Raw genomic sequence first — 12,952 nt, forward strand, 5'->3', positions numbered from 1 at the left:
CTGAAATCTGCAATTTTGTAAACAAGTATTGGCACAAATTCAGTGCGAGTCTACACTTAAAGGAACAGCACAGCACAAGGCCAACCATGAAAAATGGTCGAAACAAGCAAGAGCAGTCTACAGGTTTGGGAAAATCGACACCATGAAGCCCCCTGCCCCATACCTCCCAGCCACCGCCCCTGCCCTGTCGCAGGCAGATCAGGAGGCGCTGACCGACCTTTATGTGCGCGGCACCCCCGCCAACACGCTGCGGGCTTATGAGCGCGACCTGCTCTATGTCACGGCATGGAAATCTGCCCGGTTCAGCGCCGCGCTGGACTGGCCCGAAAGTGAGGCCACGGCGCTGGCCTTCATCCTCGATCATGCGCGCGATCTGGGTGATGCGCCCGATAAGGATATTGCGCGTCAAACCGCGGAGGTGCTGATTGCGCAGGGGCTACGCAAATCGCTGGCCTGCCCGGCCCCGTCGACCCTGGACCGGCGCATTGCGTCCTGGCTGGCCTTCCACCGGATGAAGAACCTCGCCAGCCCCTTTGTTGCGCCGCAGGTGAAACAGGCCCGCGCCAAGGCAAGACGTGCTGCCGCACGGCCCCCGGCCCCGAAATCCGCCCATCCCATCACCCGCGATGTGCTGGAGCAGCTGCTGGCCACCTGCCGGGGCTCGCGCCGGGATTGCCGCGACCGGGCGATCCTGATGCTGGGCTGGGCCAGCGGCGGGCGCCGCCGGTCCGAGATCACCGGGTTGATGCGCGAAGACGTGTCGCTGAAGGAGTTCGACACATCCGGCGTCGCCTGGCTGTCGCTGCTGGAAACCAAGACCACGGCCAAGGGAGAGACGCCGCGCCTGATCCTGAAAGGCCGCGCCGCGCAGGCGCTGATGCATTGGATCGAGGGTGGCGGGATCGAGGGTGGCCCATTGTTCCGCCCCATCTCCAAGGCTGACCGGGTGTTGAACCGCCGCCTGACCCCGGATGCGATCTATCAGATTGTCAAACATCGTCTCAGGCTGGCCGGATTGCCCGAGGATTTCGCCTCGCCGCATGGATTGCGCTCGGGCTTTCTGACGCAAGCCGCGCTGGACGGTGCGCCGATCCAGGCCGCCATGCGCCTATCCTTGCATCGCTCCATGGCGCAGGCGCAGAAATATTACGACGATGTGGACATCGCGGATAACCCGGCGACTGATCTACTGGGGTGAGTACTTACTGACTATTTAAAAATCCCCGCTTGAGGGAAACTCCGGCTGCTGTGCCTATGTCTTGTTTCCTGTAGCATCTGTTAACGTGGCCAGCGTGGAAACATGTCGCGGCAGATCACAACGGGAATGCAGGATATCAACAATGATCACCGCGTCCGGCTGATCCAGATAAACCAGGAAATGCTCTCCTGCGCGCACATATCTGAGATCCGCCGCCTCTTCGACCAATATAGAACAACTGCGGCTGGCCACCCTGCCCTCTGTGATGGCCTGACAGCGCGCTATTAGTTCTTGTTCATAAAGATCGGCTTGATGCGATCCAAACTTGTCGATGGTCCATCGGGCAATTTCCACCAGGCTGGATTCAGCACGGCGTGTCAGTCGAAAGGGTCTGGTCACGCCTTGGATCGTGCCCTTGCAAAGGCACGACGGATCGCATCCGAACCGCTGCCTTCTGCCAAATCTCCGGCCTGAGCCTGCGCTACACCCTCCTGCAAGCCTTGTTTGAGAGACTCCAGCCCCGCTTCTTCCCGCTCCAAAAGCCGAAGGCCGGCGCGCAACGCTTCACTGGCGTTCTGATATCGACCGGACGCAACCAGATTCTGCACCAGTTGATCCTGCGATTCTGTAAGTACAACATTGCGGGTTACCATGGCGTAAGCCTCCATTTTGGCAATATATGCCAACGAGACCGTCGGTTCAACGATTGAGGAGCCCAAAATCACTAATTCGAGCAAGCTGGTTTTATAGACGCTAATGGGACGTGAACACACGGATCATGTCTGTGATCCCATATGAATCCAATGACGGTAGAGACTTGCGCCAAAAGCCGCGCCGCGCAAGCACAGCTGCACTGGATCGAGTACAGTTCCCTGTTCCGTCGCAACTTATAGGCGCACAATTCCCGAAACCCCGCCCTCACGGTATGCCATTTCTTGGGCAATTGGCGAGCGGCTGACTCTAGCCGGAATGTTCGCGTGTTTTGCCTCTGCGCACGGGCTGAGCTCGGTGTATCTGACCCAGATCGCCATGCCATTCTCACCGCATCGTACTCCCGTACTGGCGCAGAAGTATTGTTACGAAGTTGGTATCGCAGAAAACTTGATAACGAAATTGTTGGCGAGAGAATTTGACCAATCAGCTCAACTAGCTCCCTGCCCTTCCCAATTGCGCGATTTGCGCCAAAAGCCGTTCGGCCTTCACTCCAACTCCATGCTAGAGGCGTTCTACTCAAAGCGGAGCATAGGGAGGAGTTTTACAGGAATGCCTTCGCACGCCTACGTTAGAACTTCATCGACTGAAAGAATCCATGATCCCGCTCAACCGAGTTTACAACTGTAAACCACCCTGCTCTGATGCAAAGCGTATGTAGTCCTCCGCGTTGGAAAACCTACAATATAGGCGAAAATCCTTGACTTAGTGCAATGAATCACGGCTGTTTATCTCAAGTGGCGCAAAAATGACCACATTCTTTAATTTGAGGCAACTACATGATTCCCGTGACACCACTTGCGGCAGAAAGACCATCGGCACTCGCCACGGAAATATCTGAGAGATTAAACTCGGCTATCCGGGAACATCTACTTGCTGCATTTGCCCCCGACAACACCAAATCACTGCGAAATTTTGCAGCGCCAGAAGCTGCTGAACTCTTAGGAGTCTCAGGTCAATTCATGCGCAAAGTCCATGCAGAGGGAACGATTCCTGAACCGAATGACGTACGCAGCGGTAGGCGTTACTATACTGCCCAAGAACTTTGGGAGGCTCGCGAAACGCTTGAGAAAACCTCACGCAAAAAAGGGCGCTATGTCCCTCGCCGGACTGAAGGAGAAAAGCTCCAAGTCTGGCAGTTGATGAACTTCAAAGGCGGCAGCAGTAAGAGCACCACAACAATTCACTTGGCTCACTATTTTGCGCTTCGCGGTTACCGTGTACTGTCTGTTGATCTGGATCCTCAAGGCTCTCTTACATCCATGTGCGGCATAAGCCCGGAAATAGAGTTTGACGGGCTGACGATTTACGACGCTATTCGATATGAAGATCCGGTAGATATGGCGGACGTCGTGCTTCCGACATACTTCCCCGGTCTCTCTGTGGCTCCGTCACGGCTTGTTCTTTCCGAATTTGAGACAGAATCTGCCGTTCACTCCAATCCAGACCATCCGTTCTTTACAAGAATACGGAATGCCCTGGCCCAGGTGGAAGGCGATTTTGACCTTGTTCTGATTGATAGCCCACCTCAACTAGGATTCTTGACAATTGCTGGGATGGCGGCCGCCAGTTCATTGCTTGTGCCACTTACACCTTCGATGCTGGACGTGTCTTCGACGGCTCAATTTCTCGAACTCGCTGGTGCTTACATGGCAGTCATTGAAGATGCCGGCGCTACGCTCGAATACGACAACTTCAAATTCCTGATAACGCGTGACGAGCCAACAGACGTACCGTCCCAACAACTGGCTTCGTTCATGCGGGCACTGTTTCAGGATCGCGTTATGTCAGCTACAGCCCTCAAAAGCACCGCGGTCAGTGACGCCACAATGCTCAAACAATCAATTTACGAAGTCGTGCGGTCAGAAATGACACGCGCAACTTATGATCGGGCAAAGAACTCAATGGATGCGATCGGCTCTGAGGTAGAGCAAATGATCCATCAAGCATGGGGACGCAGCTAATGGCTAGAAAGTCGCTTCAGGAGATGTCGGGGATCGCAAACACCATCGCGCGCTCGAGCCCCAAGGCCATCGATAAAACTCCAAAACCCAATGCCCCTGCTCTTGGTGCGCTTCAGGGCTCTCTTGCCGCAATCAGGGAAATTGACCCTGCTTTGATCGACGATTGGGGCCCAGCCGATAGGCTTGGTGAGTTTACAGCTGTAAACACCGACGAAGATGACGATAGTTTTGAAAGCTTGATGTCGAGCATCCAAGACGGTGGCCAACAAGTTCCCATTCTTGTTAGAAAATCGAAATCCGACGGTCGATACGAGGCAATTTATGGGAGGAGGAGGCTCAAAGCCTGCCGTGAACTCGGTATTAAAGTTCGCGCCAATGTTCAGGATATCGACGATGCTTCAGCGCTTCTCGCCAAGGGGCTTGAGAATGCTGCGAGGCGCAATCTTTCCTTCTACGAGAAAGCACGTTTTGCCGAGGCGATCCTGACTTCCGGGCATGACACTGCAACGGTGCGGCAAGTATTGAACGTTTCGAAATCAGGGCTGTCTCACCTGACAAAAGTTACGCAACATGTTCCTGCAAAGATTGGTGACATGATCGGCGCAGCCCCAAAATCTGGCCGCCCAAAATGGACCGGGCTTGCAGAACACTTCGTTGCAGGCAAGCTGACGGAAGATGAAGCGGCCAATTTGCTTGCAACCATTGAGCCATCGATGTCGTCAGATGATCGGCTGGAAATGCTCCTTAAGGCAGCAGTCAAACGTGGTGCACGACAAAGAGAAGGTGCAGCCGAAGTAAGCCCAATTGAAGGCGTTACAATCAAATCCACCAACGGATCACTAACTGTTTCGGTCAAAAGAACCGGAGCTAACGCTGGCTTTGCTAGCTGGTTGGACAAAAACATGGCTGAAATCATCAAGCGCTCACACGCTGAGTTTACAGCTGTAAACACCGAGGAAAAGAACTGAGGACGAGCAGAAAGGAGGAAGGCAAACAAACAAAACCCCCGAAACCGGAGCTTCGAGGGCTGCTGCGCAAAGCGCAATTCTTAGATTAGACACCTAGAATCTAGCAGCACCCGAATCGCCACACAAGAAAAAACGCTCTTGAGCGAACGGGTAATTTTTGTCTGCCGATAGATAATCATGAAAACACTAACAGCATTGGCTCCAAATGGAGCAACCTTGTCGGTAACGACAGGGCAGGGGAGTAGTACGCCCAAAAAATGGATACTTCTTCGCGCCGTTGAAGAGGCCAGAGAACCTCTTGGGTTAAAATCCACAACTCTCAATGTCCTGAGAACGATGATTTCCTTTGTGGGCGGTGATCAGATTGCTCCGGACCAAGATGATCATCACATCTGCTTCGCTTCCAACGCGGCGATCGCCAAGCGAACTCATGTCAGCGTGCAGACAGTTGAGCGTCATATCTCAACGCTGGTTGAGCTTGGACTTATCCGCCGCGTAATGAGCGCAAACGGCAAGCGATGGGCGCGCCGGGATCGACAGGGCAGGGTGGTCACCGCAACTGGGCTCTCCTTGATGCCTTTGTCTGAACGGCACGCTGAGTTCATCCAGGAAGCCCAGAGGCATGCTGATCGAGTTCTGGAGTTCACTGTACTCCGCGACAAGGTTTCCGCCGCTCTGGCGCGCCTTAGGGACCTCGTAGCAAATGACACCGCGATCTCTGATTTGATGACCACCGTACGCAATGCTCTGCGTCGCAAACCAGATGCAAATATACTCAGCGAGCTGCTGGCAGAAATCTCTGTGGAAATCTCCGAGATAACACAGACTGATACAGAAAATTTGAGGGCCAGTGACAGTGAAATTGAGGGGCACAAAGAGGACTCTTTGAATCCCGAAGTTAAGAAAGAAAAACTTTCTCAGATTCAGGTTTCTCCAGACCAAATGGAGCGCAGTTTTCCACGGCTATGCGCAGAACTACGCTTTGCGAAAGATCAGCACCACTGTGATCGGCTTATGGATGATATCGCCGAGTATCTACGACTCGGCAAAACCTGGTATGCAATGAAATTAACGTTTGGCCCCGCTATTCGCTTTATCGTTCTCGGATACATCTTCCAACGTACTGAGAACATACAGTCTCCAGGGGCTTACCTGATTTCATTACTGGCCAAGATTGAAAAGGGAGAGCTATCTCCAAGCGCAATGCTGACGCGGACCTCCAATGCGTCGTAGGTTTTATGAAACAGGAAGAGATTTTCTGTCGTCAGCTTATCTTTCAAATCAATGTTTAGATTGAACGGTTCGGAAAGAGGTGAGCTATAGGATTGACCCCTATGGGTCAAAAAGTAATAAATAATGAGTTATAGACTGGAATCTTATACCTCATGATATGGAACTGGCAGAACCCTGATTGGCCGACTTTTCGTTACGATGCCTCGAGCCTCGAACCATACGAGCAACAGTTCCTGTTGTCCTCAGGGGAAGTTCTTGGAGCGGTTCATCATGTGAACACATCGGATCGAGATCAATTGCGTATCGACCTGCTAAGCGAAGAGGCAATGAAGACCAGTGCGATCGAAGGTGAGATGCTAGATCGGCTCAGCGTGCAATCTTCCTTGCGTCGCCATCTTGGACTGGCTCCCGACAGCTATCCATCCAAACCGCGCGAGCAAGGCGTTTCAGAAATGATGGTGGACGTTTATTCCAACTATTCGGTGCCACTGTCACATGACACCCTGTTTCGGTGGCATGACATGCTTCTGTCCCATGACAGGCATCTGGAAACGATTGGATCATACCGGAGCCATGAGGATGCAATGCAAATCGTCTCAGGCAGGCTCGACCGCCCAACGGTGCATTTCGAAGCGCCACCTTCTCATCAGATTCCAGCTGAAATGGACCAGTTCGTAACCTGGTTCAACCGCACCGCACCAGATGGTCCAGAACCTTTGCGCGCACTGATCCGGGCCGGTTTGAGCCATCTGTATTTCGAGAGCATTCACCCCTTTGAGGACGGCAATGGCCGGTTGGGTAGGGCGCTGGCTGAAAAGTCCCTGGCACAAAACATTGGTCAGCCAAGTCTGATTGCACTTGCTTTCACGATCGAGCGAGAGCGGAAGGCATACTACGACCAACTCGAACGTCATCAAAAGACGCTAGACGTTACACCTTGGCTTATCTGGTTTGCCGAGACCGTTCTTACAGCGCAGCGGGTGACTCTTGATCGGGTTGGTTTCTTCATTGCTAAGACGCATTTCTATGACCGGTATCGTGATCAGTTCAACGCCCGGCAAAGCAAAGTAATCGCACGTTTGTTCAAAGCTGGACCGGAAGGGTTCAAAGGCGGATTAAGTGCTGAGAACTATATCTCGATCACGGGAACATCGCGCGCCACGGCGACGCGGGATCTGCAGGACCTGGTCGAGAAGGGCGCTCTGACCCGAACAGGTGAACTCCGGTACACTCGCTATTGGTTAAAGCTAGATCGGGACGGGTAGGGGGCTGAAATACGGCACGAAGGGCGGGTGAGCGGCGCGGAAATGTGCCCGCGCTTTCAATTGGTCGGACTCTGAATTTCAATCAGTCGAAGAGGCGAACTAGGAGTTTCTCGAGTTCTTCCCTTTGCTCGACGTGCTTTTTTGGGTTGTCCCGGATCAGGCGCTCCAGATTGAGAAGCTTCCAACGCACGGCGGGAAGATTGGCGGTCTGCGGTCGATCTATTGCGGCGAAATCCGGCGCGCCATCCTGCAGGCTGAGCAAAAATTGTCTGGTGGGTTTGTCGAAGCGAGACTGGATATCCGCAATCAGTTGGTTGCGCGTCGCCAGCAGGTCATCCAGGCCGACGGGCGACTTGGTCATGCCCTCGAACTCACGCACATAAGGTTGATCAAGGGCAATCAGGTTGGGATTCAGCAATTCGTGTGCCGGACGTGCCGAACAGGCAATGTAGATCAGGAAAGTCCGGAACAGATCATCCGTCAGTCCTTCATGTTCGTAGAGAAGTTTTACGTCATGAAGATCGCGTGGATGCTGGCGATCCACGGCTGCGTGAAGCTTACCGCCGAACAAATCTTCGAATGAGACGATCTGCATTTCTGCATAGCCAAACGCGTCTGCTACGGCGTCGGAGACCGCCCGGGTTTCGGGATCGTGAACAACGCCGCGCGTGACTGGGGAGGTCTCGATTTTGACTTCTGCACCTTCCAGACGCGCAAGCACGCGGGTGGCGCCGCCTCCACCTCCTTTTATTCTCTGAGCCTTGGCCCGTTGATGCCCTTTTCGATCGACTTAGCGATACGATCCATGGCTTCGTTGATCTCGGCGAGGCTCTGTTCACGCTCTTTGATCGGCAGATATGTCAGGTCGATATCAACCGAGAGTCGCGGTAGATCGCGATAGAATAGGTTGATTGCTGTCCCGCCCTTGAGCGCGAATATCTCTTCCTGCGCGACGTAAGGCAATACACGCACGAGAAAGGCGACCTGGGATTCATAATTCCTACGCGCCATTTTCTGCCCCTGTCGTGACGAACTCTTCGGGTACCATGATGCGATATCGCGGATGTATCCGGCCACCTTTGACCAATGCTCGATCCCCTGTCCCGAGGTTGAAGGCGTCAGCATCAAGTCGTTTGCGCCAGGGGTGATTGTGACGATCCGCAAAAACGAAGAAGAGGCGCCTGACCTTTATTTTCTTGCAGCTCAGCAAAAGTGCCGAGAGCAACTTAGGTCGTAGCGTCGTCAAGCCCTCGAACACCATGTCGAGGTTGTGAAAACTCTCATGGTCTGGCAATTCATCCATCGCTTCCATGACCGCCCGTTCGGGGACCGACATGCGCAGTTGCCAATCCCACGGGAGGGAGTTTTCCGATTTTGTATCGTCATTTGTAAGGCCAAGTGCCTGGTCAGCGAACAGCGATGTGTTTCGCGTTTCGATACGTGCGTTGAGTGGCAGCTTAATGAGCCAGTTGGGTATTTTGTAGCCATAGATCCAGACGGGGGCGTTGTTGCCCAAACGCAGGTAGTGGTCATAACCCTGTTGTGAGAGAGCGGTTTTGCCGCCGACATGAACGTCATAGCCCATGATGTGTTGCATCGAGATCAGGCAGGCCTTCCAGTCAACGGTGTTTGATGCGTGCGGATTGGGAACAGGTCGGCGGAAAACGCCGCGGTGAACGCGTTCGAGCCAGCCCCGTTTTACATAGTCGCGAAAGGTTTCGTAGGCTATGCCATGGGCGGTGAGCCAGTTGGCATCGACGAGATATCCCGCGGGCACCGAGTCGAGAACTTTCTTCAGATTTTGCGATCTTCCAGCGTTCATGACGCCCTAAATCATATAATTTCAAAGAGAAGGCAAGAGGATTTCTTTGAGAAGTACATTTTTAAAGCGTCTATAGCGCTGAAAATAACACATTATTAAAACCACAGCGCCACGCGGAAACCCATCGGAATACCCGGGATAAATGGAAGATTCCGGCGCCAAGGGCGGATAGCGGTCATTCGCTGCCAGAGCCACACAGCTTTCTGCAATCTGACAAAGCGGACATTCCCATCAAGCAGAGTAGGACGGAATAGGCCTCCCTTTTGCATGTGTTCAGGATTACACCGATCATGGCTGGAATGATCACGACTTTTTATCCCTTCCATCGGGAAATCGGGTGATCAACCAAGAGCGATCTCTAACCAGTTGAGACACCTTCAAGCTGACACGTTCCGCCGCTTTTTCCGAGAGGCGCCAAGTATGTGCGGCACATAGGACCGCACTATTGGCGTATTTGAAACTGGTTTAAGTTGTCTACAGAATTACTTGCCAAGCACGTCTATCCCCGCCTAGACGATATTTCCTGAAGATGTTCGTATGCCGCGCGGAAACGGATTTTTGCCGCGTTTAAAGCCTCTGTCATATTACTGTCCGGAAGCACCCGCTCACCGATTCTGGGAGGTTTGAGGATGTCCTCTGGCGACGCTCCGGATCCAGCGATCATTGCAAGTCGAGCTGCCCCAAGTGCGGCACCGAACTCACCATCCTGCGGCAACTCTATGGGCACATCCAGAACGGTTGCGATCAGTTTTACCCAGTACCGCGATTGCGTTCCACCGCCGATGCCGATCAGACGGTCTATGTGGGCTCCAGTCTGCGCCAGCGCATCATACGAGTCGCTCAAACCGTAGGCGACACCTTCGAGCACCGCACAGGTAAGGTCGCTCTGGTCGGTATCCTTTCCCAGCCCGGTAAAGCTGCCTCGAATGCTGGCGTCGTTATGGGGTGTGCGTTCTCCGGACAGGTAGGGGTAGAACTGCACGCGACCGGGCGCACGCAAATTGTCGCCCAGATTGCGCGTCAGGTCGGATGGATTCTTGCCAGTGATCTGACCCAGCCAGTTTAGGCTATCCGTTGCCGACAACATGACACCCATCTGGTACCAGCGATCAGGAACTGCGTGGCAGAACGTGTGCAGTGCAGAATCAGGAGCAGGGTAGTAACCATCCCGCGCAGCCAAAAGAACGCCTGAGGTTCCGAGAGACAGAAAGCCATCGGCCTCATTCAAAGCCCCTAGGCCACAGGCAGCTGCCGCGTTATCTCCCGCACCACCCGCAACAAAGACGCTGCCACTGACGCCCCAGTTTGCCGCTAAATCGGGCCGTAGGGTGCCGGCCGGCTGGCATCCTTCGACAAGCCGCGGCATCTGTGTTTCGCTCATCTGTCCGGCGGTCAGCAACTTGTCGGACCACGCGCGGCCCGACACGTCCAGCCAGGATGTTCCGGCGCTGTCCGACATATCAGCGACATAGTCGTCGGTCAGGTAGTAGTTCAGATAAGCAGTAGGCAGCAGGACCTTGGCCACGCGGGCGAAACTTTCAGGCTCATGAGCCTTGACCCAGAGCAGTTTGGGCGCCGTGAAACCGGGAAACACGATGTTGCCTGAAATCTCACGAACGCCGGGCATGGCATCCAGATGCTGTGCCTCAATATCCGAGCGCGTGTCATTCCACAGAATGCAAGGCCGGATCACGTCGCCAGCAGAATCCAGCAGAGTTGCGCCATGCATATGTCCTGCGACGCTGACAGCGCGGAGGTCGGTAAACTCGGGGTGACTACCGCGCAATTCGCCAACCGCCATCTCAAGCGCCGTGATCCAATCCGCCGGGTTCTGTTCGCTCCAACCGGGGTGTTTGTGTTCGGATGAGTAAGACTGCTCGGCCGATCCGATCACGCTGCCATCTTCTGCCAGAAGCAGGGCGCGAAGCCCGGATGTTCCCAGATCTATGCCAAGGTAGCTCATGCGACTTTGCCCCTCATTGGTACCTGCAAATCGTTTACTGTTTTGCCCGCTGCCTGAAAATCGCAGGCGCGAGTGCTTCATATGATGATATGATCAGATCAGCCCCTTGCTGACTTAGAAACTCGCCATGCTGGTCTTCAATACCACGTAGATGCGCCCCACCCACAAATCCGGCACAATACATGTTAGCCGCCTTGGCAGCGCGCACGCCATAAGGTGAGTCTTCGATCACAAGGCAGTTTCTGGGGGGAACGCCGACCTGAGCAGCGGCGTATAGAAACAAGTCTGGTGCTGGTTTGCCGTGCTCAACTTGCTCGGCGCTGAAGACGTTACCAAACAACGCGGTCATCTGCATCGCCGTCAGGGCAACACTGATCCGTTCGAACGTCCCGCTGGAGGCGATGCAATACGGAAGGTTCAACGTCGTCAACACCCCCAAAAAATCTTTGACTTCAGCAATAGGTGAGAGTTCCCGCTTGAAACGTCGGAACAACTTGGCCTGCCATGTATGCGCAAAGCCTCTGGCAGAGGTTGTGCTGTGCTCAGCAACAAAAGCTTCAATTGTCGAGAGAGATTTGCCCAGAAATAGGCTTCGGACCTCTTGTGCCTGCAGGTCGATACCATACTCTGTCAGAGTTTCTTTCAATGTGGACAGCGAGATGATCTCGCTATCGGCAATAACTCCATCAAAATCAAAAATAATCAGATCGAACGCCTCAAGCGATAAAGGAGGCTGCGCATCCGGCTTGGAACCCTTGGCGTTGTCGCCTGCCATCGCGCGCACCCTTACAATGCGCGCCCGTCAGCGCTAAATTGATGCAGTCGATTTTCGGGGACTCGAACACCTACGGTTTGACCAACAGGTGTATCGTCGTCACCGCCGACGCGCGCGACGATCTCGCTATTGTCAGGGAGTGTGAGGTACAGTAAGCTCTCGCCTCCCAGCTGTTCCTTGACCCTGACCGTGGAGTCGGTATTGCCCGCGCCTTGTTGCACCAGCTCAAGATGTTCGGGGCGGCAGCCGACGAAAGCCGCCTCCGGTTTGATGGTCAATCCGCTCACTGTGTTACTGGGCGCAAACACATTCATGGCCGGGGAACCGATGAACTCGGCAACAAAGCGTGACCGGGGTGAATGATACAATTCCATCGGAGTTCCAACCTGCTCGACGCGTCCGCCATTCAAAACAACGATTTTGTCGGCCATTGTCATGGCTTCAACCTGGTCATGGGTCACATAGATCATCGTTGCGGCGAGTTGTTTGTGCAGGCCTTCCAGCTCGACCCGCATCTGCACCCGCAGTTTGGCGTCCAGATTGGACAGCGGCTCGTCAAACAGGAAGACCTTTGGATTTTTAACGATGGCCCGACCAATGGCCACACGCTGGCGCTGACCACCCGACAGCTGTGAGGGCTTGCGATCAAGATAGTCTTCCAGCTGTAGGATACGGGCTGCTTCGGCGATCCGTTCCTGCCGCAGGGCAGTCGCAAATCCGTTGACTTTCATGCCGAAATCCATGTTTTCGCGCACGCTCATATGCGGGTAGAGGGCATAGGACTGGAACACCATTGCTAGCTCGCGGTCGGCAGGTTCAGCATGCGTCACGTCCAGCCCGTCAATCTCGATACGCCCCGAGTCGGCACCCTCCAATCCAGCCAGTGTTCGCAAAAGGGTTGATTTGCCACAACCCGATGGCCCTACGAACACAACAAACTCTCCGTCCTTGATGTCCAGACTGACATCGAACAGCGCCTGTGTTTCACCGTAATATTTGTCGAGCCCTTCAATTCTGATGCCAGCCAAGGCAACGCCTCCCCAACGGCGAACG

General features: G+C 54.2%; 11 protein-coding genes and 1 pseudogene. 5 read left to right on the forward strand and 7 right to left on the reverse strand.

Features of this window, described 5'->3' with window-relative positions; translation table 11 throughout:
• Positions 1–142: 142 nt before the first annotated feature.
• Positions 143–1,198 carry a tyrosine-type recombinase/integrase gene (locus FIU92_RS21680; protein ID WP_152460796.1) on the forward strand — a complete coding sequence of 352 codons (1,056 nt, stop codon included), beginning with the start codon at positions 143–145 and terminating at the stop codon, positions 1,196–1,198.
• A 54-nt stretch (positions 1,199–1,252) separates the two neighbouring features.
• Here the strand turns inward: FIU92_RS21680 and FIU92_RS21685 are convergent, their stop codons facing one another.
• Positions 1,253–1,552, reverse strand: coding sequence for a type II toxin-antitoxin system RelE/ParE family toxin (locus tag FIU92_RS21685; RefSeq protein WP_371419771.1), 300 nt, complete (start codon positions 1,550–1,552; stop codon positions 1,253–1,255).
• A 41-nt stretch (positions 1,553–1,593) separates the two neighbouring features.
• Complete coding sequence (locus tag FIU92_RS21690; protein WP_152460798.1) at positions 1,594–1,851, reverse strand: type II toxin-antitoxin system ParD family antitoxin; 258 nt, start codon at positions 1,849–1,851, stop codon at positions 1,594–1,596.
• A gap of 837 nt (positions 1,852–2,688) precedes the next feature.
• Here FIU92_RS21690 and repA point away from each other — a divergent pair.
• The 4 genes from repA to FIU92_RS21710 all read left to right on the forward strand — a co-directional run bounded on the left by repA (position 2,689) and on the right by FIU92_RS21710 (position 7,339).
• On the forward strand, positions 2,689–3,873 hold the full coding sequence (gene repA / locus FIU92_RS21695; RefSeq protein WP_152460799.1) for a plasmid partitioning protein RepA: 1,185 nt from the start codon (positions 2,689–2,691) through the stop codon (positions 3,871–3,873).
• Positions 3,873–4,841 carry a plasmid partitioning protein RepB gene (gene repB / locus FIU92_RS21700; protein ID WP_152460800.1) on the forward strand — a complete coding sequence of 323 codons (969 nt, stop codon included), beginning with the start codon at positions 3,873–3,875 and terminating at the stop codon, positions 4,839–4,841. Before repA ends, repB begins: the two co-directional genes overlap by 1 nt.
• Before the next feature lie 177 nt (positions 4,842–5,018).
• Entirely contained in the window at positions 5,019–6,074 is a 1,056-nt protein-coding gene (locus FIU92_RS21705; protein ID WP_152460801.1) for a helix-turn-helix domain-containing protein, read from the forward strand.
• A 152-nt stretch (positions 6,075–6,226) separates the two neighbouring features.
• Positions 6,227–7,339 (forward strand): Fic family protein, encoded by a 1,113-nt coding sequence (locus FIU92_RS21710; RefSeq protein ID WP_152460802.1) that lies wholly within the window; start codon positions 6,227–6,229, stop codon positions 7,337–7,339.
• 82 nt (positions 7,340–7,421) lie between these two features.
• On the opposite strand, the pseudogene FIU92_RS21715 reads toward FIU92_RS21710, so the two are convergent.
• From FIU92_RS21715 to FIU92_RS21735, 5 genes and pseudogenes are all read right to left on the reverse strand, one after another.
• Positions 7,422–8,350: pseudogene (locus FIU92_RS21715) on the reverse strand (nucleotidyl transferase AbiEii/AbiGii toxin family protein).
• Positions 8,340–9,161 carry a type IV toxin-antitoxin system AbiEi family antitoxin domain-containing protein gene (locus tag FIU92_RS21720; RefSeq protein WP_152460803.1) on the reverse strand — a complete coding sequence of 274 codons (822 nt, stop codon included), beginning with the start codon at positions 9,159–9,161 and terminating at the stop codon, positions 8,340–8,342. The pseudogene FIU92_RS21715 and the gene FIU92_RS21720 overlap by 11 nt, the downstream one beginning before the upstream one ends.
• A 499-nt stretch (positions 9,162–9,660) precedes the next feature.
• Positions 9,661–11,124, reverse strand: coding sequence for a xylulokinase (gene xylB, locus FIU92_RS21725; RefSeq protein WP_152460804.1), 1,464 nt, complete (start codon positions 11,122–11,124; stop codon positions 9,661–9,663).
• 34 nt (positions 11,125–11,158) lie between these two features.
• The gene (locus FIU92_RS21730; protein ID WP_152460805.1) at positions 11,159–11,899 is read right to left on the reverse strand and encodes an HAD family phosphatase; all 741 of its coding nucleotides are present in this window, start codon (positions 11,897–11,899) and stop codon (positions 11,159–11,161) included.
• An 11-nt stretch (positions 11,900–11,910) separates the two neighbouring features.
• Positions 11,911–12,927: an ABC transporter ATP-binding protein gene (locus tag FIU92_RS21735; RefSeq protein ID WP_152460806.1), complete on the reverse strand. Its 1,017-nt coding sequence runs from the start codon at positions 12,925–12,927 to the stop codon at positions 11,911–11,913.
• Positions 12,928–12,952 lie beyond the last annotated feature (25 nt).

The sequence above is a fragment of the Ruegeria sp. THAF33 genome (genome assembly GCF_009363615.1).
Taxonomy (GTDB): Bacteria; Pseudomonadota; Alphaproteobacteria; order Rhodobacterales; family Rhodobacteraceae; genus Ruegeria.